The following is a 24,659-nucleotide window of genomic DNA, read 5'->3' as shown; positions in this document are numbered from 1 at the left end:
GTAACAGCAGGATCATGCATTGTGCTCCGGTGCTTGTCGCTTGCTGCTACTGGTCTTTTTTACGGGCCACGTTTAACCCCGAGTCGTCTCCCCACTTCTCGGGGTTTCTTTTGTCCGCAATTTACTCATTGCGCCGCCTGCTGTTCGAAGAACGCCCGGGCCTGTTCGAGGTAATCGGCACGTCTGTCGGGGTCCAGCCAGTCGGCATAGCGCCGGTTTAATTCATCGTGGGGCAGGGTACGCAGCAGTTGATTGATCTCGGTGATCGCCTGGCGACCCTGGGTGGTATCGGAGCATCCGATGTAGCCCGACAAGTATTTACCGTTGCCGCGAATCGGATAAAACAGCAGCTCGTCTTCGGCAATTTGCGCCAGTTGGGCCTGATAGCGGATTTCCGGCCAATAGCCCAAAACCACCTGTAAGCGTCCCAGGCGTTGCATCGACAAAAGGCTGTTAAGGGCGTCATTGCCGTAATGCGCTGTCAGCGCGTCTTGTGGTGCCTGGCGCAGCAGATTGTCGACCAGCTCACCGTAACTGCGCTTCGCGATGACGCCGACCTTGTCCTTGCCATCGGCTAAAAACGCTGCCAGATCGACTTCACCGTCCACCAGAAACGGCGCCAGCACCTCACGGTCTTGCTGGCGCACTACCAGACCATTGCTGACAGCCCGGAAGGCGGGGATGGAGAACGCGATCCATTGCGCCCGTTCCTTGCTCCAGATTAACGACGGGTCGCAGGTGAACGAAGCTTCGTGAAGCATCTGTGTGCCCCGGGCGCGGTTGGCGGCCGAAGTCTGCTGGCTTTTCAGTTCAAATGGCTCCGTCTTCGCGCAGGCGGGCGATCTGCTGTTCGTCGTAGCCAAGATCGTGGAGTACCTGCGCATTGTGTTCACCCAACTGCGGTCCGACCCATTCGGATGTGCCGGGTGTCTCAGAGAGTTTCGGCACGATGCCTGGCATCTTGAAGGGCTTGCCGTCCGGCAGCTTGGCGTGCAGGAACATCTCGCGCGCCAGGTATTGCGGGTCGCTGAACATGTCCTCGGCGCTGAAGATCCGGCTGACCGGGACGTCGGCCTGATTGAGCAGGTCGAGCACGCTTTGCAACGGCAGCGAATTGACCCAGCGATCGATCACGCCATACAACTCGTCACGGCGACTGTCGCGCCCGTCGTTGCTGGCCAGCGTCGGGTCATTGGCCAGATCCTCGCGGCCGATCACCAACATGAAACGTTTGAAAATGGCATCGCCATTGGCGCCGATCTGCACATGCTTGCCGTCGGCGCTGGTATGGATCGAGGAGGGCGTGATGCCGGGCATGATGTTGCCGGTGCGTTCGCGGATAAACCCGAACACGTCGAACTCCGGCACCATGCTTTCCATCATGGCGAAGATCGCTTCATACAGCGCCACATCGACCACTTGGCCCAAGCCGCCGTTGACCTCGCGGTGCCGCAGCGCCATCAACGCGCCGATCACGCCCCACAGCGCGGCAATCGAATCGCCGATGGAAATCCCGGTGCGCACCGGCGGCCGATCCTCGAAACCGGTGATGTAGCGCAAGCCGCCCATGGATTCGCCGACGGCGCCAAAACCTGGCTGATCCTTCATCGGCCCGGTCTGGCCGAAACCGGACAGGCGCACCATCACCAGTTTCGGGTTCAAGGCGTGCAGGGTTTCCCAGCTCAGGCCGAGTTTTTCCAGAACACCAGGGCGGAAGTTCTCGATCAGGATGTCGGCTTCGGCAAGGAGCTTTTTCAGGATCGCCAGGCCATCGGGATGTTTGAGGTTCAGCGTCAGCGACTTCTTGTTGCGCGCCTGAACGAACCACCACAACGAGGTGCCTTCGTATAACTTGCGCCATTTGCGCAGGGGATCGCCGCCGTCCGGCGATTCGATCTTGATCACTTCAGCGCCGAACTCGCCGCAAATACGCGAGGCAAACGGCCCGGCAATCAACGTACCCAATTCAATGACTTTCACGCCGCTGAGCGGTTTGTTGGCGAACGGCATACTGAATCCTGTAGGACAAGGTTGAGCGGATACAGCGTTTTAACATAGCCGGCTGTCAGGCGCCCGAAGTTGATCGCCATCAATTCGATGATTGCCTACCGCATCGGTTAGACTTGCCGACTTTCCTCGTATCAAGAAGCCCGTTCATGGCCCAGCCGTCCACTACCTATAAATTCGAACTGAACCTCACCGACCTCGACCGCAGCGTCTACGAGAGCGTCAAGCAGACCATCGCCCGTCACCCTTCGGAGACCGAAGAGCGCATGACCGTGCGGCTGCTGGCCTACGCACTCTGGTACAACGAGCAGTTGTCGTTTGGCCGTGGTCTGTCGGACGTGGACGAACCTGCGCTGTGGGAAAAGAGCCTGGACGACCGTGTTCTGCACTGGATCGAAGTCGGCCAGCCGGACGCCGATCGCCTGACCTGGTGCTCGCGCCGCACCGAGCGCACCAGCCTGCTGGCCTACGGCAGCCTGCGTGTTTGGGAAACCAAAGTGATCCCGGCGATCAAGAACCTGAAAAACGTCAACATCGCCGCTGTCCCGCAAGAAGTGCTGGAAACCCTGGCCAAGGACATGCCCCGCGTCATCAAGTGGGACGTGATGATCAGCGAAGGGACGATCTTCGTCACCGACGACCGTGGTCAGCACGAAGTCCAGTTGCAATGGCTGCAAGGCGAGCGCGGCTGATCTCGCGCCACCGCTGATTAATCCTACGTATTCAAGAGAAGTCTCCGTCACCTCATGCGCATCGAACCTCGCCAACTGCCTGCCACTCTGCCATTCCTCGGCGATCTGCCGCCGCTACTGACCCGCTTGTACGCGGCGCGGGGCGTGCAGTCGGAGGCAGAACTGGACAAGAGCCTGGCTCGGTTGATTCCGTTCCAGCAGCTCAAGGGCATAGAGGCGGCGGTGGATCTGCTGGTGACGGCGCTGGAACAACGCCAGCGCATCCTCATCGTCGGTGACTTCGACGCGGACGGTGCCACCGCCAGTACGGTCGGCATGCTCGGTCTGCGCTTGTTGGGCGCGGCGCATGTCGATTATCTGGTGCCGAACCGTTTCGAATACGGCTACGGCCTGACCCCGGAAATCGTCGAAGTCGCCATGACCCGCGAGCCGCAGTTGCTGATCACCGTCGACAATGGCATTTCCAGTGTCGAAGGGGTGGCCGCCGCCAAACGTCATGGACTCAAAGTCCTGATCACTGACCACCACTTGCCTGGCGATGAATTGCCGCAGGCCGACGCATTGGTCAACCCGAATCAGCCGGGCTGTGAGTTTCCGAGCAAGGCGCTGGCCGGGGTCGGGGTGATTTTCTATGTGTTGATGGCCTTGCGCGCGCGCCTGCGCAGCCTTGGCTGGTACGAGAACAGCCCACAGCCGAACATCGGTGAACTGCTCGATCTGGTGGCGCTGGGCAGCGTCGCGGACGTGGTGCCGCTGGACGCCAACAACCGGATTCTGGTGCACCAAGGCCTTGAGCGAATTCGTGCCGGGCGTGCGCGGCCGGGAATCAAGGCGATCCTCGAAGTGGCCAAGCGGGACGCTGCTCGCATCACTTCAACGGATCTGGGGTTTATCGTCGGCCCACGCCTGAACGCCGCCGGGCGTCTGGATGACATGAGCCTGGGCATCGAATGCCTGCTCACCGCCGACGCCAACCTGGCTCGGGAAATGGCCGCGCAACTGGACGGCATGAACCAGGATCGCAAATCCATCGAGCAAGGCATGCAGCGTGAAGCGCTGGCGCAGCTCAAGGACTTGCCGGTCGAGTCGATGCCGTTTGGGTTGTGCCTGTTCGATCCGGAGTGGCACCAGGGCGTCATCGGCATCCTCGCCTCGCGGATGAAAGAGCGTTATTTCCGTCCGACCATCGCCTTCGCCGACGCTGGCGACGGTCTGCTCAAAGGTTCGGGACGCTCGGTGCAGGGTTTCCATATTCGCGATGCTTTGAGCGTGGTGGCGGCGCAGCATCCGGAGCTGATCAGCAAGTACGGCGGCCACGCGATGGCGGCCGGTTTGACCTTGCGGCAGGAGAATTTTCCTCTTTTCGCTGAAGCATTCGACGCTGAAGTGCGTAGGCAACTTCGCGAAGAAGACCTCACCGGGCGCATGCTGTCGGACGGCACCCTCGCCGTGGAAGAGTTCCATCTCGAACTGGCCCGCGCCCTGCGTCACGCCGGGCCGTGGGGGCAGCACTTCCCGGAGCCGCTGTTCCATGGTGTGTTCCAGTTGGTCGAGCAGCGGGTGGTCGGTGAACGTCACCTCAAAGTCGTGCTGAAAAGCGAATGCGGTTCGGTGAAGCTCGATGGCATTGCGTTCGGTATCGACCGTGATATCTGGCCGAATCCGACCATCAAGTGGGTCGAGCTGGCTTACAAGCTCGACGTCAACGAGTTTCGTGGCAACGAGACCGTGCAACTGATGATTGCCCACATCGAACCGCGCTGACCCCTTCGCGAGCAGGCTCACTCCCGCAGGTACGGTGTTGTCCTTGTGGGAGCGAGCCTGCTCGCGAAGGCGGACTTTCACACACAGAATTACTCTGAACCCTCCCTCATCCCCGGTTGTCGACTAGGCTCTAAGCACTGCTTGATTGGCCTTGTGACGTCTTGTCGATTTTTTTGCCCGCGGGGGCGGGTGCCGTACCTTTTCCTGTCACTCGTCGACTTTTCAAACAGAACCCTGGAGCCTGCCCACTGATTCGAGAGGTGCCCCATGAGTCTGCTGCTTGAACCCTTTACTCTGCGCCAACTGACCCTGCCCAACCGCATTGCCGTATCGCCCATGTGCCAGTACTCCAGCGTCGACGGCCTGGCCAACGACTGGCATCTGGTTCACCTCGGCAGTCGTGCGGTGGGCGGTGCGGGGCTGATATTCACCGAAGCCACGGCCGTTACGGCCGACGGGCGGATCACCGCCGAAGACCTTGGTTTGTGGAACGACGAACAGATCGAACCGTTGCAACGCATCACCCGTTTCATCACCGCCCAAGGCGCAGTCGCCGGTATTCAACTGGCGCACGCCGGGCGCAAGGCCAGTACCCATCGGCCGTGGATCGGCAAGCATGGCAGCGTCAAACCGGATGATGGCGGCTGGACACCGGTCGGGCCGTCACCGATTGCCTTTGACCCGCAACACACACAGCCGAAACCGCTTGATGAGGGGCAGATTGCCGACGTCATACAGGCCTTTGTCGATGCCGCGAAACGTGCGCTGACGGCGGGCTTCAGTGTGGTTGAGGTGCATGCGGCGCATGGTTATCTGCTGCATCAGTTTCTCTCGCCGCTGAGCAATCAACGGCGGGATCAGTACGGTGGTTCGTTTGAAAATCGTATTCGTCTGGTGCTGCAAGTCACTGAGGCCGTCCGCGCTGTCTGGCCGGAGGAGTTACCGGTGTTTGTCCGTGTTTCGGCTACCGACTGGGTTGAGGACGGCTGGAACCCGGATGAAACCGTCGAACTGGCGCGTCGTCTGCACACACTCGGTGCGGACCTGATCGACGTCTCCTCGGGCGGCACCGCGGCCAACGCGGAGATTCCCGTTGGGCCGGGCTATCAGACACGCTTCGCCGAACGCGTACGCAAGGAGTCAGGCATCGCCACCGGCACTGTGGGAATGATTACCGAGCCGGCGCAGGCCGAGCACATCCTGCGCACTTGTCAGGCCGACATCATCTTCCTCGCCCGTGAACTGCTGCGTGATCCGTACTGGCCGCTGCACGCCGACGATGATCTGGGTGGGCGCAAAGCCGTATGGCCGGCGCAATATCAGCGCGCGACCCATCGTGATCAGCCGATTCATGAGTCTGATCTGCGTGACTGAGTGAACTGCCAGAAAACAAAAAGCCCCGGCCAGTGATGGTCGGGGCTTGGTTTTTTTGTCTGCTGAATATTGTTTTGCCTGGCCCGCCTTCGCGAGCAGGCTCGCTCCCACATTGGTTCAATGCCGGTCATGACTTTTGCGGTCGACCTAGATCAACTGTGGGAGCGAGCCTGCTCGCGAAGAGGCCCGCCCAAACGCTAGAGAAGTCTCAAGGATACTTACGCTTGTCCGGCGCCGGCGGGAAGTACTGGTACAACCAGGTCTCACTCAACGTGCGGTCATTGGTGCGAATGAACAACCGCAACTCCACCGGTTCGACGCTATCACTGGTCGGATACCAATCGAACAGGATCCGGTAACCCTTGATGTCATCCAGCACCAGCACGCTGAAGTCCTGCACTTTGCCGTTCGAGCAGGTCACCACCGGTTCGATGCCGGTTCCCTGCGGCAGGCGATCCAGGCCGCCGCCGGTGAAGTCCACGGCAAAGCGACGTGCCCACACCGGCGGGTAATGCTCGCCCGGCGCCCAGCCTTCGGTGAAGCCGCCCATGCCGGAGCGTGTTGCATGCACGCGCGCCAGTGGTGTGCCGACTGGTGGCAAGGCGCTCCAGTAAAGCTTGTAGCCGTAATTCAGCGAATCCCCGGCAGCCACCGGTTTTTTCGGTGTCCAGAACGCCACGATGTTGTCGAGGGTCTCGCCGGTTGTAGGAATTTCCAGCAGATCGATAGAGCCTTCGCCCCACGTGGTTGTAGGTTCTACCCACAGGCTCGGGCGTTTGCTGTACCAGTCGACGGTGTCCTGATAGTTGGCGAATTCGTGGTCGGTCTGCACCAGACCAAAGCCTTTCGGATCGGTATCGGCGAAGGCGTTGAATTGCAGGGTCGCCGGATTGTTCAGCGGACGGCAGATCCACTCGCCATTGCCGCGCCACATCGCCAGACGGTCCGAGTCGTGGATCTGCGGGTGAATGGTGTCGCACATGCGGCGCTCGTGGGTGCCGCAGCTGAACATGCTGGTCATCGGCGAGATGCCCAGTTGTTCGATGGCCGTGCGCGCATTGATGTGCGCATCGACTTCCATCACCACGCGCTCGGCCTGGCAATCGATGTCGAAGCGATACGCGCCGGTGGCACTCGGCGAGTCGAGCAGGGCGTATACCACAAACCGCGTGGCGTTCTTGTCCGGCGTCTCGAACCAGAACTTGGTGAAGTCAGGGAACTCTTCACGTTTCTTCGCGTAAGTGTCGATCGCCAGACCGCGCGCCGAGAGGCCATATTGGCCAGTGGCGTCTACCGCACGGAAATAGCTGGCGCCGAGGAACGACAAAACGTCGTGACGATCCAGTTCCGGGGCCTTGAACAACTTGAACCCGGCAAAACCCAGATCGCCCTTGAGCTGTTGGGTATCGACCGAAGTGTTCTCATAGTTGAACAGCGCCGGGCGGAAATGCACCTCACGGGCGGTACGGGTCTTGGCATCGACGCTGTACATGCGCACCGGCTGACGGAAACCCATGCCGACGTGGAAGAACTGCACATCCAATTGACCCTTATTTTCTTTCCACAACGAATGCTCGCCGTCATAGCGAATAGCGTTGAAGTTTTGCGGGGTCATGGTCGCCAGTGTCGGCGGCAGCACCTGTTTGGTGTCCTGATAGCCACTACCGGCCAATTGCTTGGCCTGACGCTTCAGCGCCTCGAAATCGAAGGCCTGCGCCTCGCCATCAGCGGCGCCGCCACTGGCCGCCCAGGCACGGCTGGCCAGCAGGCCAGTGGCCGAAAGACCGGTGTAAGCCGCAATGGCCATGGACGCTTTGAGCAAATTCCTGCGGTGCATAAATACAACCTGTCGTGGACAATCCCGCGCCGTTCCTGGCACGTGCTGGATCAGAAATTACGGTTCGGACAAGCCTTCGGCCAAACGCTACGGACTATTAACAGATGCCCGCTAGCTTAAACCGTTCGCTCGCAATGCAAAATTCGTTGATTCAGTGCGACAGGGTGTCAATGAAACAAGACATGTCGGTTAAAAATCTGACAGGCCCGTCTGATTTACATGGCATATCTGCTTTTCTCGACTAATTACTCTAAAAACTGCTTTTCAGCGCCGAATTTATTTCTATTCTATGGGCATGACCGGCGCGACCCATTTGGCCGGCAGGGCACAAGGCGCTGCTGTAAGGGGCAGGGCGATGTGGTGTTTAGGCAATTCTTTGCGGTACTAGAGAAGGACATCGTCCATGGCAAAAATACAAGGCATCACCGACATGTTGGGCATCTTTCCTTGCTTGGGTAGCGGGCGCAGAAGGCGTCGGCTGAACTCGGAGGAACTGAAACTGGTGGAGCGCTATCGCGAGCTTTCGGAAAGTGACCGGATCGCGATGCGCTATCTGGTGGATGCGATGCGGAGTGTTTCGCGGTTTTAAGAGAAGATAAAAAGGGGCGGACTGAGAAGTCCGCCCATTTTTTATTTGGATCAGCTACACGTTCCCAGTACTGGATACGGCCGCTGGCCGTGCATCAACTCCGGCACATCCCGCCATTTGACCCACGCCTGCTGTTGCCAGTGCAGCAGCGGCACGGTGACGCCTGCCCAATGCATCGAACTCAGGCTCGGATGGTTTTCCATTGGGCTTGAATGGGTTTCGCGCAGCATCGGGATGACTTCATGGCTCAGCCATTGGCGCAGGTGCCGGTTTTCCGGGACGAAGTGATGGACGAGCAGGGCGAACAGGCCGGACTCGCTGACCATCGCGCAATCGATGATTTCGCCGTCCCGACGCAGGAGGACATGGCGACGCTGGTCGGGATCGAGTTTCAGGGTGAGGCGTTCGTTTAGCGGATAGCCCATCAAGCGACCGATATCCTGAACACAGAACCAGGCTTCGTGGTCTTGCATGAAGGCGTGGAGGAAGCGGTTGTGGCGGGTGAAGACGGTGGGGGTGAAGAAAGCGGAGCTTTCAGAAGGAATTTGTACGTGGTTAGGCATTTGTCGACTCCAATTTTGAGAATAGAGCCGCCACTCAAATGAGTGCGGTCACGCCGTGTTGATATTTATTCCGGCTCCGACACCGGGCCGCTGATTTCGCCGCCGAGAGAAAGCCTATCGGCTAGCAACCTACGACGCCAAGTCGGCTCTATCGACACCTTCTGTAGGAAAGAGGATTTATCTCTGAGGGTCGTTTCTGTAGGAAATGCCTGTTTTTGCATGGATGCCAGCGAGTCCGCTCCTAACCAGTGTTTTTTCCGTTATTTATCTAAATCTTGCGCATCGCTGCAGATGCTCGGCCCTTGTTTTCAGGGTTCAAAGGATTGTTATGAATAAAGGAGAATTCAATGAAGGTGTCACTCAAGCAGATCAACGGCCCTTGGGATCAAGGCTGGGTGCTGGACAAACATATGGTAAGTAGTACCTTTCTTGGCAACGATGATCGCGGTCATCCATGCTTCGATAATCAGCGCACTGAGATAGGCGAGGCGACCTACCAGCTCAAATACCAGAAGGATTGGACTCAGGTCGGCCCACTCGCCCAAGCGGTAGCAACAAATGTGTTCCCGAAATTGGATCAGGTAGGTTTTGTAGTGCCTATGCCTGCTTCAAGTATTCGTCAGCGACAACCGGTAACTGAGGTGGCCTTGGCGTTGGGGAAAATTACTGGGCTGCCGGTTTTCTCGGATTTGCTTCGGAAAGCGGCGACAGGAAAGTCGCTCAAGGATTTGCATTCCAAAGCAGATAAGGTTGCCGCGATTGGAGACAGTTTCAGCGTCAATGATGAAATCACCACGGATGGTCGCTGGAATGTTTTGGTTGTAGATGATTTGTTTGATAGTGGGGCGTCGATGGACGCGGCTTGCGCTGTTTTGCGTAAATATCCGAAGGTGGGGAAGATTTACGTAGCAGCGCTGACTTGGAAGTGAACTCAATGACAACTGTATTTATTGCCGGCTCTATCAACATCAAGAACCTTGATCCGAAGGTCAAAGAGCGTATCAATAATATTGTTGCGTCTGATTTTGAGGTGGTAGTGGGTGATGCAGGTGGCGCCGACACCTCCATTCAGGAGTACCTGTTGAGCCTCGAACGATCCAGAACCACGGTGTTCTGCAGTGGTTCAACGCCGCGCAATAACCTTGGGCAGTGGCCCGCCAGAACAGTGGAATCCAAACATTCCAAAGGGTCGAGAGCTTTCTTCACCGAGAAAGACGTCGTCATGGCCGAAGCAGCTGACTACGGCTTGATGATCTGGGATGCAAAGAGCACCGGTACGCTCAGCAACGTCATAGAACTGTTGTCGAGAAAGAAGAAGTCGCTTGTTTTCGTCAACAAGGAAAAGGAATTCAAAGTGGTCGGAGACGTCAGTCAGCTCGAAGAATTGATTGCATTCATGTCCGATCACGCCAGGCAAAAAGCCAACGAAAAAATCAAACTGTTCGATCGTATTTCCTTGTTGAAGCACGATCAGGCAGAGCTTTCTTTTTGACGTTTTCTTGGCTTTCCTAAAGCCCTGCACCTGTCAGTGCCGGGATCACAGGCTCTTGGCGACTCACCTTCCACGCATCCCCAGCCGGCCCTTACCATGGTCATAAGACTTGCCAATCCGCGTATAAACCAGCCCCAAACCAATCACGATGAGCCGTGCTCAACACCATCGCATAGTTCACGTACCACGCCGCATCCGACCTACGTGGCCAGGCCCTGTTGATGACTTCGGTTGCGGCGCGGCGCCGCGCCACAGACGCCGAGCGTTGCGATCCATTTCATCGACGTTGAGCTGAGTCAACGGTTCACGGGCGATGCTGGCGAGATTGATGCTGTCGTACTGAAGCAGTGGATGCTGGGCCGACAGCCATAAACGGTGGGGCGAGTGGCTCAGCTCTTCGGTCTGTAAGACGTGGCGGTCTTCGAGATTGGAGAGGATCGACATGCCGACATCGATCTCGCCGCTGACCAGCAAATGTTTGATGTCAGGCCGTTTTTGCGAAGGGCCTGCGCGTCCTGAGCAACATCTGGAAGCACACTCGCAGGTCCGACAGGGGCACTTTCGAACTAGGCTGGAGGCCTTATAGATCCGGATAACCCCTGTTTTGGAGGCGGAACATGAACACCCGTGGATTGCTCGATCAACTGCTCAAGTCTGGCCAGGATCTGTTGCAGAACAAGGCTGGCGGAGCGCAGAACAAAACGGCTGGTGGTAGCTTGGGCGGTTTGCTCGGCGGCGCTACAGGCTCCGGTGGCCTCGGCAGTCTGCTGTCAGGTGCAGGTGGCGGTGCATTGGCGGCTGGCGCGATGGGCTTGCTTCTTGGTAACAAGAAAGTGCGCAAGGTCGGCGGTAAAGTCGCGATTTATGGCGGCCTCGCGGCGCTTGGTGTACTGGCGTACAAGGCTTACGGCAACTACAACGCGCAAAAGGGCACCGCCCCACAACGCGAACCGCAGACCCTCGACCGTTTGCCACCGGCACAAGCCGAGCAACACAGCCAGGCCATTCTCAAGGCGCTGGTCGCTGCCGCGAAGGCCGACGGCCACATCGATGACCGCGAACGCGAACTGATCGAAGGCGAATTCACCAAACTCGACAACGACCAGGAACTGCAGCACTGGCTGCACGCCGAACTCAACAAGCCCCTCGACCCGACCGACGTCGCCCGCGCCGCGAGTACGCCGGAGATGGCGGCAGAAATGTACATCGCCAGTGTGATGTTGGTGGATGAGGAGAATTTCATGGAGAAAAGCTATCTGGATGAACTGGCGCGGCAGTTGAAGCTGGAGCCGGGGTTGAAGGTGGAGCTGGAGAAGCAGGTGCGGCAGGCTACAGTCTGATTTCCGTTGTTGCCTGCGAGCGCTGCTGGCGCGGATGCCTCAGTGCAATCCAGCGGCCTTGCAGGCTTCGACGAACGTAGCGCCTTTCTTGTCCATGGCGGTCTTGACCATTTGATTGGCTTTCACCAATGCAGCGCTGGGCTTTGCCCATTGCTCTGGCGGTAAAGGCTGAGACCATTTTTGCACTTGTTCCGGAAGCGTAGGCCGGCCCTTGCGATGCGCCCATTCGGCGAGTATGTAAGGCATTTTCCAGAAGCTCAGTACGCGCCAGACGTACCAGCGGCGAAGCGGCCAACGGGATCGTTTGGAGTATCCATATTGCTCGCGCTGTTCAGGCGTCAGGTCGTCCCCGCCATCGTCCAGAGACCCCATCGCACGCGCATCTTCACGCTCTATTTCAAAGCTGTGCAGCCCTTCATACGGCCTTAGTCGATCCCCGGTCGGCACCAGCCCCAGCGCTTTTAGCATTGGATTCGGGACATCAACGAGTTGACCGTCTTCCATGTAATTGCGAATGGATGCCCACATTCCCAAGGCGTGTGCATCACTGGCCTGTTGCAGCAGCAGAAATTGCACTTTGTCCTGTTCGTCATCTTCCAGACCCATACCAAAAGTGTACTGCCGGGTGGCTCCGTAGCTGGTGATGCCTTGCGTGTTGGAGACCCAGGCGACGACGCGTTCCCAAGGAGTGATCAATACACGATGGGTTTTGCTGTCGACGTAGCAGACTTCGCGGCGTTGACGGTTAAAGCGGACGGGGTAAGTTTTTGCTGCTTTGAAGACGCCGGAGAGCATTCCGTAAGCGTAAGCGCCCAGTGGAATAAGCAGTAGGAGTGATCCTGTGGCAAAGACCTGCAGAAAGCCTGTAACCGTCTCGAGAAAATCTCGATCAATACCGGGCGGCTGAAAGGTACAGAGCCAGATGGATATAAGTACAGGTGCTATGAACGCCGTGCTTATCATCATCCATATTCCAGCCGCCAAGATTTTTCCTTGCTCGACCATTCCCCAATTGTTACCCCCTAGCTCTAGAAAACTATCGTTCATTTCTGAGAAATTGCGCCGCGATGATTGGGGCTGGCCTGTGTAAACCGGTAGAGGCGAGAGAAACAGGGTTTCATCCATGCCACGCGTGCGAATCTCACCAGTGCGAGGGCGTTGGTTGCGAATGTCCGGTTCGGCTACTACCTCTGCAGGCTCGCCTTTCCGTTTGAACAGTCTCCTAAACATCGGCAGCAGACGAACCTGTTTGCTCACACTTCATCAATGCAAACCCGCCGCTTTACAGGCTTCGACAAACGTTGCGCCTTTCTTGTCCATGGCGGTCTTGACCATTTGATTGGCTTTTACCAATGCAGCGCTGGGCTTGGCCCATTGCTCCGGTGGCAACGGCTGAGACCATGTTTGCACTTGTTCCGGAAGGCGCGGTCGGCCCTTGCGATGCGCCCATTCGGCGAGCATGTAAGGCATTTTCCAGAAGCTCAGTACGCGCCACATGTACCAGCGACGCAGTGGCCAATAGGATTTTTTCGAGTAACCGTAGTGCTCGCGTTGCTCGGGCGTCAGTTCGTCGCCGCCCTCGTCCAGCGAACCCATCGCGCGTGCGTCTTCGCGTTCGATATCAAAGGTGTGCAGCCCTTCGTACGGCTTTAGCCGATTCCCGGTGGGAATCAAACCCAGTGCTTTGAGCATCGGGTTTGGAACATCGACCAATTGACCGTCTTCCATGTAATTGCGAATCGACGTCCACATTCCCAGAGCGTGTGCGTCACTGGGCTGTGGCAGCAGGAGGAACTGCACTTTGTCCTGTTCATCATCCTCCAGACCCATGCCGAACGTGTATTGGCGAGTGGCGCCGTAACTGGTGACGCCTTGGGTGTTGGAGACCCAGGCGACGACGCTTTCCCAAGGCACGATCAGGACGCGCTGGGTTTTGCTGTCGACGTAGCAGACTTCACGGCGTTGACGGTTGAAGCGGACGGGGTAGGTTTTTGCTGCTTTGAAGACGCCGGAGAACATTCCGTAGATATACGCGCCTAATGGAAGAACTCCCAAGAGCGCAAAGCCTGAGAATACCTGCACACCCATTACCAAATCCCTCAACGGATTCGGAAAATTTTCAGGGAAGGAGAGCATCCCATACAAAACGATAATTGCTGGAGCAATGAAAGCGAGAAACAAAAGCATCCAAATTCCAGCCGCTAATATTTTTCCCTGCTCAACCGTTCCCCAATTACTTCCTCCTAGTTCGAGGAAGGCTTCATTCATCTCGGAAAAATTGCGCCGTGATGATTGTGTTTGCCCTGTGTAAACCGGTAGAGGCGAAAGAAACAAGGTTTCATTGAGTCCCGTGGTTCGGATCTCTCCTACCCGGGGACGCTGGCTGCGGATGTCTGGTACCGTTTCAGTGGATACCAATTTGTTTTTACGTTTGAATAATTTATTAAACATCGATAGTCGCCAAGTCTTCTTTTTTGAAAAGCTTGAACTGGGCGTTGCCTGTTCCAATCGGTAGTTTTTCTACTGGCTCGACCTTGTAGGCTCCCTTGGTCATAATTCGTACACCGTGCGTATTGATGATGTGGAGATCACGTATTACAAAGCAGGTTTGGTGCAGGACATCGCGTTCAGCTTCCAATTGGTAAGCAATGTTGAACGCCAGTGCGAAATCCGTGGTTTGCAACGAATCACTGATTGGCAGGTGGAGTGTTAGTGCCTCTTTGGGTGTACTGGCAACGATGAAGCGAGTGGCCCAGGTTGCGGTGCATTCCTGCCAGCGTAGCGGGAATGGGCCGGGACTGTAGCCTCCTCTGTATTTAGGAGTGTCGCGACACTGCTGGTAAGCCTGCAGCTGCAATTTCCGGCTGTCCATTTCCAGGGTTTTAACTCCAGGCATTACTACTTTCACATAGGTGTGCTTGTCATCACGAATCAACTCGCAGGTCGGTTTTTGCACGACTTTGGCGAGTTCGTTCCATTCGTCCTGTACGTTGCGATGCTTACTCTTATTACCCCAGACACTGCTTTCCATCCATTTTTGCAGATCGTCAATGTTGAAATAGTTGTAAAGACCTTCACCCACTAGTTGCAGGGCGGTCGCGATCAATCCTATCAGATTGGCGCGCACGCCTATGGCTAAGAGTCTGGGACTCGCTTCGGCCCATGCCAACGCCCGCAGCTCCGTCGGTGTGTGCATAATGTTCTTAACGACTGAGCCCGTATGTTTAGCAGCCCATGTGTTGGTGCCGACCAGAACGGCATCACCAGTTATTTGTAGTGTGGTGGCGCCCAAACCTTTGTAGTCGCCTTCAGCTAGAGCTTTACCCCATTGCAGAGAGTGTTTACCCAAGTCAAATGCAGCCGCTATTCCTCCAAACAAAAAGGCCCCAAATCCGGCAAGACCACTCCAGCGGCCTAAGCGGCTCATCGTATTCAATTTTCCTGCGGCACTCTCCATTTGCTCGATGTGAGCCTGAAATATTGTTACCGATAGACCTTGCACCATTGCAAATCCGGCAGCGGACATGCCGACTAGGGATTCCCCTGCAGCTAACCAGTCTGCTAAAGATTGATTAGGTTTTTTGCCAAAATCACGAATTGCCTCAATAAACTTCTGCCCCTGAATCACAAACAACGCAAACGCAATCCCATCCCCCTTCGACTTCATGGCCCCCGCGAGCGGCTTGTTAAAAGTCCCCGTAGCGCGGAAGTCTCGTACCGTCCTGCCCATCTCGGCGCGCAACTGCGGGTCCAGTCCGTCGATCACCGTACCGATTTTTGCCGGACCGTCGGCGCCTACCGTCAAGGCGTCGCTGAGCCTTTCTTCCAATGGCAGAAGCGAGCTTTTGATTTGGGTTATTCGTTGGTTGTAGTGCACTAGTCTGTCCGGATTGCCCGATCCGCTGGATTGCAGAGACAATTCGCGATTGCGCAGCTTGTAGTTTTCCTTCAACTGACTGCGCAGTTCCAGCGCCTGATCTCGGGCTACGTTGAACGCTTTGATTTCAGCGGCGGATGCCCCACGTAAGGTCAGCCCTTGGCGGGAGAATTCGCGCAACAACTGCAATCGCGCCGGCGCGCCGATCTTGCGGATGTAGCTGTTGGGGTCGATGGTCTGCGCGCGCGCGAAGGCGTCGTGAGCCTTGTCCAGCTGGTCGGCAATTCTCATCTGCCGAGCCGGGTTGTAGGCTTCGTCCAGCATGCTTTGCATGCCCATGAACTGAGTGTTCAATTTGGCGAAGTTGGGCAGGCGCTCGGTCATCAGGCTGTGGAACTGATTGGTCAGCACGTTGACGTTGGCCAGGTTCTCCTTGGCGGAGATCACGTTGATCGAGAAACTGCTCAAGTCCGCAAGTTTTTTGGCTACGTCGACTTGTGCGGCCAGGGTCAGGGTGTCGAGCCCGGGCACTACGGTCAGCAGATTGGCTTCCATGTAGGCCGCAAGTTTTGCGACTGCGGCAGGATCTGCACACATGGCAGCGACACAGACGAATTCGGTTTCCAGACGATGCTTGATTTGCGCATCTAGTTTGAAATCGTAATACCAGGCGGCGCCGTGGAAGTAGCCACTGGTAAACATCGCGAGGCGGTCGTCACGGATATTCTGCAGGCGGGTGTGCCAGTGACTGAGCAGCATTTGCTGCTTTATGACAAAGGCTTCCATTTCAGGCCTGTTGATCAGGTCGTCAATGCCACGCTGGCCAAGTTCTTTACCGTGCAGTGTCTGCCAACTCTGCAAGCTGAGTTTGTTGATCGTTTCGTAATGCTTGCGATGAAGCTCTTGCCCAAGAGAGTCCGTCATATCCACGTAGGCGCGGGCGTAGACGTTGACTTTCGCGGCTCTTCGCCAATGTTCTTCTGTACCGAACGGGCCCGGATACTTGTGATCGCGACGTACTTTCAGAAACTCGTAGATCTTCGATTGTTGTTCTTCGTTGGTCTCATCCTTTAAGGCCTTGATCGCTGGGTCGGATTGACTCAGCGCCTCAAGGCGCGAACTGTTGACGTCGTACAAGGACTGGATATATGAACCGGTGAGGTACTGCGCCTGGCACTGGTCATCTGAGCTCCATTGCTCAATCCAGTCCGCCACTTTCAACTGCGCACTGGCCAGATCACGCATCACACCAATGTCGTCACGCAGCACCAGAAACAGGTAATCATCCTTGTACGGGCCTTGCAGGTTGCTGGTCAGACTTTCGATGGCGGTTTGCTTGAATAGTGGTTGATCCTCCCAGTGATAGGCCACGCTTTCCTGTGGATTCGAACCCTCTGGTTTGGCGTCGGATCGAGATTGATCTTCCTTCACCTCCGCCAGCCAACTCTCCGCCTGCTGCTTGCTCAACAAATGCTCGCCACCCTTTTCCGGGCAGGCGCTTGCCAGTTCGAGCTGCTGCATCAAGCGCTTGCGTTCATCCTTGGACTTGAGCACTTGCGAGCATTTGAAGGCCGTCCACTGAATCTCGGAATAGCTGGCGTACAAGGTGTGTTGGCGCGTGAATACCAGATGCGGTTCACCGACAGAACTGGTTCGGGTGTCGCCCGACACTTCCTGACTGTTCCACAGCAGTTTGGCGATCTGGCCTTTCTCGATGCGGTATTCGTGCAGGTAACCGGTGGTGCCATTGACGATGTACAGATAACCGTCGCGCAGCAAGCGAATGCCCAGCGGCTGGCTCTTGGTTTTGTACGGCATCGACAGCTCGGAAGCCGGGTCAAGGTACTGAACCAGGCCGTAGCGCAGTGGCAGCAGCTGCACCTTCTTGTTCATCAGCGGGCATACGCCCATCGGCACGCGAGTGTCCTTGGACGGCTTGGCCATCGCGGCAGTGTTGGCACTGGGTTTTGGTGTTTGATGAGTGGTCACGATAGGCTTCCTTGTCGATCGGCGGCACGGCGTTCGGCCAGTTCTGCAGCGCGTTCCACGCGTTTCAATGGTGCTTCAAGTGACGATTGCGTCAGTAGCTGAACGATGTCGGGATGATCAGTGAGTGGCTCACCGGCCAGGTAACCGTAAACGTTCGCGTAGAGGGTGATTTCCTGTTCGGAGGCGAAACCCTTTTGATAAGCATCATCCGCGAGTGCTTGCGCATACGGGCGTCGATCTTCAGGTGCAAAAGTTGCCATGAAGTCCGCAAAGTAGGTGTGCAAGTGTTCAGCGAGACCTGAGACGAAATTACGAAACTCGACTTCGCCCAGCGCGGTGAGTTCTTGATCCGTTAAACGGTAGGTCTCGGGTTCAGCAATGGCGGGTTGCGGGCGCGTGTGTTGCTGCCAGTTGATTGCTACTCCGTCCGGCAGGCAGACATGGCTGACCGGGCCGAACCAGCGCGCGCTGCTGTTTTTTTCGGCCAGCCCAAATAGCTGATGCATGACCGCCGAATCCGCAATGCGTGGCATGACTTCCACGCCGCTCGGATGTTCCACGCTTAGCAAGTGGCGCCAATGGTCCCATAACGCATGCGCATCGACGTCGCTGAAAAGCAGATAACCCCACTCCTCGGATGCATGCTCTGTGAAGTACGCCAATAGCGGATCGTTGGCGCCTTTGAGAGCAATCAAATAGGGCGAGATATCTGCCAGCTCCTGCCAGCGAGTGGACTGGTACAGGCTGTAGGCTTGGTTGTCCCACTGAAACAATTGCTGCGCGAGGTTGGGAACACTGACGCCATCCAGCAGCAGATAGGCTGGGGTTTTCCATGGCAGATCACTCGGGAGCGGCGGTAGTTCGATCATTTACTGTGCCTCCTTTTGCGCGGCCAGTTTGGCGGCTTCACACACCGCACAAATCGGCTTCTTCTGCATCAACGCCTGCCGCTGCGCCGGCACCAGCAACAGCCCGGCCTTATCCGCATCCGCCTGCTTCAACGGCCCCGGCAACAAAGGCGCAGCGCCCGTGCCGCTACCCGGTCCACCGCCGGAGTTCATGTTGATCACTGGCCCGCTCATGGTCACGCCGCCGGCGTCGATCTTGATAAAACTACCACCGCCAATGAGCGTCAGTTCAGCGCCGGCTTCCATCACCACTTTCATGCCGCTGCTGAGGTGGATTTCCTGCCCCGCATCAATGAACTGCCCAGTCCCAATCTTGATGTGCTGATTCACGCCCACGGTCAGGTGATCATTCGCCCGCGCTTCGACTTTGCGATCGGCATAAACCGTGTGGTGTTCTTCGGCTTTGAATTCCGTGTAGCTGTTCTTTTCAACGGTGTCGTGGCGTTCGTTGCCGACGCGGATCTTCTGGTCGTGCTCGATATTTTCATCCCAGTCGCGCTGGGCGTGCAGGTAAATCTGCTCCTGACCTTTCTTGTCTTCGATGCGCAGTTCGTTGTAACCGCCGCCACCCATCGAGCTCAGGGTCTTGAAGGTGCTGCGGGTTTTGTTCGCCGGCAGTTCGTAGGGGGCGGTGTTTTCCTTGTGGTACAGGCAGCCGCTGATCAGCGGTTGATCGGGGTCACCTTCAAGGAAGGTGACCAGCACTTCCATGCCGATGCGCGGGATGGCGATGCCGCCGTACTGGGCGCCGGCCCAGGCGGATGAGACGCGCAGCCAGCAACTGGTTTTGTCGTCGGCCTGGCCTTCGCGGTCCCAGTGGAACTGGACTTTGACGCGTCCGTACTGGTCGCAGTGGATCTCTTCGCCTTTCGGGCCGGTGACCACGGCGCTCTGGCTGCCGAGGATGCGCGGTTTTGGATGGCGCAGCGGCGGGCGGTTGGGCACGTCCCACGGGGTGGCCTGGAAGCGGTTGCGGTAGCCCTGGTGGAAATCGTCTTTGAGCGCGGTGGTGTCGCTGGTCACCGACTCTTCCAGCACTTGCGGCTGTTTACCTTCGTGCAGCACTTCAGTCAGCAACCAGAGGTCGTTCCATTTGGCTTTCGGGTGTTGCGTCAGGGCGAGGAAATGGCCGCTGACCAGCAACGGTTGATCGCTTTTGCCTTCGGCCAGTTGGAAGTCGCTGCGGTGAATGGTCGAGGGTTTTGTAGTCTTGGCACGGGATGGTAAGGTTACTCTTTGACGCATCTTATAAGGATATTGCTCGTGTTACGTCAGTCTTTACTCGTCCTTCCTTTCATCATGCTGCTGGTAGGTTGTGAAGCCGAGTCCGGCCCGTTGCCGAGCAGCAAGAGTCTGACTCCGGAGAAAGTTGCGTCGATTGCGACGACTATCAAGACAAAATACCCGGGCATTTCCAGCGAGTTGCGCTATAAGGTGCTCAGTACGGTTGTACAGTCGATCGATAACATGGTGTTTGTCGAAGGTGGCCAGTTTGATATGGGCGACTTTGGCTGGATTTGTGAGTACGATGAAAAAGATGTTTGTACCTGGCCTTGTGGGCAGGAGCCGGAGCAGCTCTGTAATATTAGTAGCAAAGGCAATGATGATTTTGTTCATCCGGTGAAGTTGAGCAGTTACTATCTCTCAAAGTATCAGGCTACGTTGGCGGATTTCGACCTTTTTTTCGTGGCTAACGGTAAACCTCTTTATGATGGAGAAGATCGAAAACGTGAAGATCTAAAAGAGCTTTACTTGCCTAATCTTCCAGCGCCAACTCAAAGCTGGCAGGAGGCAAAAGATTATTGCACGTGGATTGGATCTTTAAGCGGTTACGAAGTGGACTTGCCGACAGAGGCGCAGTGGGAGTTCGCGGCCCGCAATCGTGGCCAGCACATCCTGTTTCCTACCGATACTGGAAGTCTTGATTTCGGTAAGAATTTCCCTTTTGAAAATGAAGAGGGGAATTTTCCAGTGAATCGCTTTGCACCAAATCCTTTGGGGTTATATGGTATGGCTGGTAATTCCACTGATTGGGTAAATGACTGGTACTCGGAAGACTATTACAAAATTTCTCCCATAGAAGATCCCCAAGGGCCGGTAACTGGCCAAAAAAAGGTCAGAAGAGGGTCTACAACGTTGGAAGCCCCTTTATCCGCAGCCCCTCTCGTCCGTCGCTGGCCAGAAGAGCTAGTTCAAAAATATCATTCAAGCGACACAAGTTTTAGGTGTGCAATTCAGTCCAGCAAGCCGCTTTAATAGTTCAGGATGAAGGCGTCTTCGGCGCCTTCATTTTTAAGCTATTCTGTCAAATAGCCCACTTCTTTGGGCTGCCAGTAATGTCTTTTCTTTTCTCCATGTCTGACTTGGTTGCCAGGCAATCAATGCTGTTTTTTCAGTTGCTGTATCATTGTTGACGGCAAGTGATTTAGTGAATTTGTTGAATTGCAATTGCTCATGCCCGTCGAGCAGGGCGTTGATGCGATTCAGGCTACGCATTGCGTCAACTTTCTTTCCGTCGCTGGAACAGTGTTCTAATACATGAATGAAATGTCGCCAAGTGCGAATGTGAGAAAGTAAAAATACTACTGCTTCTTCTTGCTCTTCTGCCCAGCTCTCTACAAAGCTTTCAGTCAGAAGGTAGATTATCGGTCCGACTGTTTCTGGAGGTAAAAGGCTGATAGGGATACTTTTGGTATTTACCTTGATGGTTTTGTTTTTGAGTAGGTAAGCAGCGATATTCTGAGCTTCTTGCTTAGTTGCGATCCGTTTTTTCCACCAGAGCCTCATGTCGTTGGCATTGTCCGTAAATGCTTTACCTATGGTGTCTCCGGGCTGGCTCATAATCTGAAAAAGGCCTCTCGCCATATATTTGAATGCTTCTTCAGTTACAGCTAACTGGTAATGAAAGTCGGCTTTCGATAGAGCATTGCAGAACACATAGATCAAATCACCGATCTTCTCGATATCAACCGTTGTACCAAAACCACCACCTGCACCAGGCCCGAAAACCAAGCTGGCTTTGCAGTTTATTGCCAAACGGTTATCGGTAATTTCAATCCCAAAATCAAAACCCGCCCCAATACCCAGTGCCGCATTACCTTCTGCCTTGATCTCCACCAGACTCGACCAATCCGTACTGCCGCTGTCGTTTGCCTGTCCTGCGACGATTTTTCCGACCCCTTGTTTAGTTGAGTCAAGCCACTTCAACGTGCCGGTAACAGTGCCGCCGCCTTGCACGCCGGCGAAGGCATTACCTTTAAGGCCAAGGCTGCCACCGCGTTTTTTGTCGACAGCAATGTCAGGCGTGCTTAGCAACGCGGTGGCACCAGACGCTTCAGCCTCTTTCGGTTTGTACTGTGCTTTGACGCCTGCCTGACCTTGCGCGGTGGCGCCGACGAAGCATGACAACTCCACTTTGCCTTCGAGGCGGAAGATGCCGATATCGCTGACGACTTCCTTGCCTTCGGCATTGCGGTACGGCATGCGCACCACGTATCCACCCTGGTCGGGAAAGTAGCCCTTCATCGCTACGGAGCCTTCCGCCAATGAGATCGCTGCGCTGCCTTTTACGCCGACCTCGATATTGCCCTTACCTGGCTCCCAACTGTTGATCCCGGCACTGGCTGTGGCAGCAAAACGAAAGGCGTGAGCTTCAGCGGAGACTGCATATATGGCCGAGTCCGCCTCGTTGGACGTCCAGGAGCACTCTTTGTGCAGCGCATTGAGCAGGTTGTCCTCTTTGCTTGTCCATGAGGTGAGCTTGGCTTCTAGACTTCCGAGCGGGCTGGTTTTGCGGCCATCGGAAACAGCCGTCCGGATATCCTTGATCAGAGTTTTGGCAAGATTTTTATCGAACGGCTTGCCTTGCATCACTTCAGTAGGAACCTTGACGCTCCAACTGAACTGCTCTCGAGAGAGTGACGAAATGTAGTGACGACGGGTCGGGTCGCGGAAGGAAATGTATTCGACTGTGGTAATGCCGATCTTTACCTGCTTGCCCTTCTCCTGTCCCTTGCCATGCTTGACGTCCGGTGCGGCACTGTTGGCACTGGTGGAGCTGTCGCCGGCTTCGGCCTTGCCTTGTGCAGCTATCCGGGTACGCAGAGATTGAATCTCCGCATTCAGTTCGGCGACTTTTTTGTCTCGCAAGCCTTCCCAGTTGGTTTCCAGATAGTTGCCTTCAAAGGCCGGCTGGGGCGTGTAACGGCTATACCAGTCACGAGCCTGTTGCACGGTTGCCAGTTGGCCCTGCAGATCTTCCTTGCGCTCGATGACAGGTTTCGGTTTTGCCGCCACGGGAGGGGAGCGCTGCAGCAGGCCGGCTTCTTCAGCCTTGGCGTTCCATACGTCTTTCACGCAGCGCGTACAAGAGCAGCCGGCCTTGGGGTCTTGAATCTTTGCGCATTGGCTTGCCTCGGTCGCCTTGGCCAGATTCTGGTGCAATTCGTCCATTAGCTTTTTGACGATGTCGCTTTGCTGCTTGAGCGCATTCGACTCTTTTTCCGTCAATATGTAGAAGTGCTTTTCACCAGTGATATGGATGATATCGACCAGTTCGTCCTTGCACTCGATGGCACCTTTGACGGCCGTCGTGCTCTGGTTATCGGCGTGCTTGGGCGGTGGCAGGCTCTTGGCCGCGGGCAACTTCAACGCCCAGCCGGTCTTGATGTGGTTGGGGTCGGTAATGATCGGATTCAGGGCCCGCAGATCAGCCACAGAGCATTTGTTGGCGGCGGCAATGCTGCCAAGAGTGTCGCCGCTCTTAACGGTGTAGGTGTTGCTCATTGCTCGTCGTCCTTGTGATTTACAGACTTTCCAGTTGAGTCAGCTTATCGCCCAGTGCGATGTCGTCACGTGCCAGCAATTCGGCGGCGGGGGTGTTATCCCAGAAGCTGTCCCCGCGTTGGATGGCTAAACGGAGCCATCGCTCTTGATCAGCCATTTGGTCATAGCCCTGGTCTTTTCCGGCCAGTAATTGGCGGTAAACGAACTCGACGCTGCCTTCTGCGGGTAAAACCTCGTGGTAGTCGTTAGCAAAGCGGGTCGCTATGACGTTCAACCGGTTCTGTTCGATCAACGCCTGACGCTCCGGGCTCAAGTACAACCAAGCGGGAGGCTGAGGCACATTATTCTGGCTTTGAGGCGACGTGGCGTAATACCGCCAGCCGATCTCGTTTCTCCATGCGAGACCGCTGAATGGCCCGAGGAACTGTGCCTTTTCGGGTTCACTGAGCGAAAGCAGCAATGGCTCCATCCAGCGCGGATCAAAAAAACGCATCATTTGCAGCGGGTGTTCATCGGTTCGCACTGTCAGCAGGCTGCGCCAGTGTTCAATAGCCTGATCAAGCAAGGAGGGACTTTTTAACCAAGCGACACATCCAGCGTCGAACTGTTTCAGCAACTTACTGGCATAGGTCGCTGCTGATTGTTTTTCCGGGTACACAACCACATAGGGGCCCGCGGGCTGCAGATCGGCATATGGTGTGTTAGTAAACAGTGGAATGCAGTCGGGCCGGAAATATGCTTCATCTTGAAACAGGTGGTTCAATAGATCCGTATCAAAACTGCGATCCAGAATCAGGCACATAACACCGGATGCGGCACACTGTTCGAAGGGTGACGCGATGGAGACAATCATGCAGACGCACCCGGTTGGTGAATAGGGCAGCAACCTGTCGCATCCAGATGACATGACGGGGTCGGTAGCAACACACCAGCTTTTGACTGAACCTTGAAGGCGCCGAGGGCGGGTTTCACGACCTGCCCAGCCTTATCCGCATCCGCCTGCTTCAACGGCCCCGGCAACAAAGGCGCAGCGCCCGTGCCGCTACCCGGTCCACCGCCGGAGTTCATGTTGATCACTGGCCCGCTCATGGTCACGCCGCCAGCGTCGATCTTGATGAAACTCCCACCGCCGACCAGCGTCAGTTCCGCACCTGCCTCAAGCACGACTTTCATGCCGCTGCTCAGGTGGATTTCCTGGCCGGCATCAATGAACTGCCCAGTCCCAATCTTGATGTGCTGATTCACCCCAACCGTCAGGTGATCGTTGGCCCGCGCCTCAACTTTACGATCGGCATAAACCGTGTGGTGTTCTTCTGCTTTGAATTCCGTGTAGCTGTTCTTTTCGACGGTGTCGTGGCGTTCGTTGCCGACGCGGATTTTCTGGTCGTGCTCGATGTTCTCGTCCCAGTCGCGCTGGGCGTGCAGGTAGATCTGCTCCTGAC

Annotated in this window: 18 protein-coding genes and 4 pseudogenes; 8 read left to right on the top strand and 14 right to left on the bottom strand. The window is 56.2% G+C overall.

Annotated elements, in window-relative coordinates:
- Positions 1 to 125: 125 nt before the first annotated feature.
- Both CKW18_RS24680 and CKW18_RS24675 read right to left on the bottom strand, forming a co-directional pair.
- A complete protein-coding gene (locus CKW18_RS24680; RefSeq protein ID WP_256587096.1) occupies positions 126 to 863 on the bottom strand; it encodes a TIGR02285 family protein in 738 nt (245 codons plus the stop codon).
- Positions 811 to 2,010, bottom strand: a complete 1,200-nt coding sequence (locus tag CKW18_RS24675; RefSeq protein WP_095191178.1) for a CaiB/BaiF CoA-transferase family protein — start codon at positions 2,008 to 2,010, stop codon at positions 811 to 813. Before CKW18_RS24675 ends, CKW18_RS24680 begins: the two co-directional genes overlap by 53 nt.
- Before the next feature lie 146 nt (positions 2,011 to 2,156).
- Here CKW18_RS24675 and CKW18_RS24670 point away from each other — a divergent pair, with 146 nt between their 5' ends.
- The 3 genes from CKW18_RS24670 (at position 2,157) to CKW18_RS24660 (ending at position 5,837) form a co-directional block, all read left to right on the top strand.
- Entirely contained in the window at positions 2,157 to 2,699 is a 543-nt protein-coding gene (locus CKW18_RS24670) for a YaeQ family protein (RefSeq protein ID WP_007908961.1), read from the top strand.
- 54 nt (positions 2,700 to 2,753) lie between these two features.
- Positions 2,754 to 4,463: a single-stranded-DNA-specific exonuclease RecJ gene (gene recJ / locus CKW18_RS24665; protein ID WP_095191177.1), complete on the top strand. Its 1,710-nt coding sequence runs from the start codon at positions 2,754 to 2,756 to the stop codon at positions 4,461 to 4,463.
- Positions 4,464 to 4,730: 267 nt separating this feature from the next.
- Complete coding sequence (locus CKW18_RS24660; RefSeq protein ID WP_095191176.1) at positions 4,731 to 5,837, top strand: NADH:flavin oxidoreductase/NADH oxidase; 1,107 nt, start codon at positions 4,731 to 4,733, stop codon at positions 5,835 to 5,837.
- 208 nt (positions 5,838 to 6,045) lie between these two features.
- Here the strand turns inward: CKW18_RS24660 and CKW18_RS24655 are convergent, their stop codons facing one another.
- Positions 6,046 to 7,674 (bottom strand): glucan biosynthesis protein D, encoded by a 1,629-nt coding sequence (locus CKW18_RS24655; RefSeq protein ID WP_095191175.1) that lies wholly within the window; start codon positions 7,672 to 7,674, stop codon positions 6,046 to 6,048.
- Between the two features lie 403 nt (positions 7,675 to 8,077).
- Here CKW18_RS24655 and CKW18_RS24650 point away from each other — a divergent pair, with 403 nt between their 5' ends.
- On the top strand, positions 8,078 to 8,263 hold the full coding sequence (locus CKW18_RS24650; protein WP_053117475.1) for a hypothetical protein: 186 nt from the start codon (positions 8,078 to 8,080) through the stop codon (positions 8,261 to 8,263).
- A gap of 50 nt (positions 8,264 to 8,313) precedes the next feature.
- Here CKW18_RS24650 and CKW18_RS24645 read toward each other — a convergent pair whose 3' ends face one another.
- Entirely contained in the window at positions 8,314 to 8,826 is a 513-nt protein-coding gene (locus tag CKW18_RS24645) for a Bro-N domain-containing protein (protein ID WP_095191174.1), read from the bottom strand.
- A 347-nt stretch (positions 8,827 to 9,173) separates the two neighbouring features.
- On the opposite strand from CKW18_RS24645, the gene CKW18_RS24640 reads away from it, so the two are divergent.
- On the top strand, positions 9,174 to 9,755 hold the full coding sequence (locus tag CKW18_RS24640) for a ComF family protein (protein ID WP_095191173.1): 582 nt from the start codon (positions 9,174 to 9,176) through the stop codon (positions 9,753 to 9,755).
- 5 nt (positions 9,756 to 9,760) lie between these two features.
- Positions 9,761 to 10,318, top strand: a complete 558-nt coding sequence (locus tag CKW18_RS24635) for a hypothetical protein (protein ID WP_095191172.1) — start codon at positions 9,761 to 9,763, stop codon at positions 10,316 to 10,318.
- Between the two features lie 16 nt (positions 10,319 to 10,334).
- Here the strand turns inward: CKW18_RS24635 and CKW18_RS31175 are convergent.
- Together CKW18_RS31175 and CKW18_RS24625 are read right to left on the bottom strand one after the other, a co-directional pair.
- Positions 10,335 to 10,544 (bottom strand): annotated as a pseudogene (locus tag CKW18_RS31175) (hypothetical protein); the annotation flags it as partial.
- A pseudogene (locus CKW18_RS24625) lies at positions 10,544 to 10,813 on the bottom strand (LysR substrate-binding domain-containing protein); the annotation flags it as partial. The pseudogenes CKW18_RS31175 and CKW18_RS24625, both read right to left, overlap by 1 nt.
- A gap of 122 nt (positions 10,814 to 10,935) precedes the next feature.
- Between CKW18_RS24625 and CKW18_RS24620 the strand changes: the two are divergent.
- The gene (locus CKW18_RS24620) at positions 10,936 to 11,658 is read left to right on the top strand and encodes a tellurite resistance TerB family protein (RefSeq protein ID WP_095191171.1); all 723 of its coding nucleotides are present in this window, start codon (positions 10,936 to 10,938) and stop codon (positions 11,656 to 11,658) included.
- 39 nt (positions 11,659 to 11,697) lie between these two features.
- On the opposite strand, the gene CKW18_RS24615 is transcribed toward CKW18_RS24620, so the two are convergent.
- The 5 genes and pseudogenes from CKW18_RS24615 to tssI all read right to left on the bottom strand — a co-directional run.
- Positions 11,698 to 12,915 carry a DUF6708 domain-containing protein gene (locus CKW18_RS24615; RefSeq protein ID WP_256587095.1) on the bottom strand — a complete coding sequence of 406 codons (1,218 nt, stop codon included), beginning with the start codon at positions 12,913 to 12,915 and terminating at the stop codon, positions 11,698 to 11,700.
- A 6-nt stretch (positions 12,916 to 12,921) separates the two neighbouring features.
- Positions 12,922 to 14,109, bottom strand: a complete 1,188-nt coding sequence (locus CKW18_RS24610) for a DUF6708 domain-containing protein (RefSeq protein WP_256587094.1) — start codon at positions 14,107 to 14,109, stop codon at positions 12,922 to 12,924.
- A complete protein-coding gene (locus CKW18_RS24605) occupies positions 14,102 to 17,524 on the bottom strand; it encodes a toxin VasX (protein ID WP_095191169.1) in 3,423 nt (1,140 codons plus the stop codon). Before CKW18_RS24605 ends, CKW18_RS24610 begins: the two co-directional genes overlap by 8 nt.
- Entirely contained in the window at positions 17,521 to 18,393 is an 873-nt protein-coding gene (locus tag CKW18_RS24600; protein ID WP_095191168.1) for a DUF4123 domain-containing protein, read from the bottom strand. Before CKW18_RS24600 ends, CKW18_RS24605 begins: the two co-directional genes overlap by 4 nt.
- Positions 18,394 to 19,695, bottom strand: a pseudogene (gene tssI / locus CKW18_RS24595) (type VI secretion system tip protein TssI/VgrG); the annotation flags it as partial.
- Here tssI and CKW18_RS24590 point away from each other — a divergent pair.
- A complete protein-coding gene (locus CKW18_RS24590) occupies positions 19,696 to 20,688 on the top strand; it encodes an SUMF1/EgtB/PvdO family nonheme iron enzyme (protein WP_238156171.1) in 993 nt (330 codons plus the stop codon).
- Between the two features lie 36 nt (positions 20,689 to 20,724).
- Here the strand turns inward: CKW18_RS24590 and CKW18_RS24585 are convergent, their stop codons facing one another.
- The 3 genes and pseudogenes from CKW18_RS24585 to CKW18_RS24575 form a co-directional block, all read right to left on the bottom strand.
- Positions 20,725 to 23,217, bottom strand: coding sequence for a LysM domain-containing protein (locus CKW18_RS24585; RefSeq protein WP_095191167.1), 2,493 nt, complete (start codon positions 23,215 to 23,217; stop codon positions 20,725 to 20,727).
- 19 nt (positions 23,218 to 23,236) lie between these two features.
- A complete protein-coding gene (locus CKW18_RS24580; protein WP_170947312.1) occupies positions 23,237 to 24,070 on the bottom strand; it encodes a DUF4123 domain-containing protein in 834 nt (277 codons plus the stop codon).
- Positions 24,067 to 24,659 (bottom strand): annotated as a pseudogene (locus CKW18_RS24575) (type VI secretion system tip protein VgrG); the annotation flags it as partial. The gene CKW18_RS24580 and the pseudogene CKW18_RS24575, both read right to left, overlap by 4 nt.

The organism is Pseudomonas sp. Irchel 3E19 (genome assembly GCF_900187585.1).
In the GTDB taxonomy this organism is placed as follows: Bacteria; Pseudomonadota; Gammaproteobacteria; order Pseudomonadales; family Pseudomonadaceae; genus Aquipseudomonas; species Aquipseudomonas baetica.
This window is presented reverse-complemented; position numbering and strand designations above follow the sequence as displayed.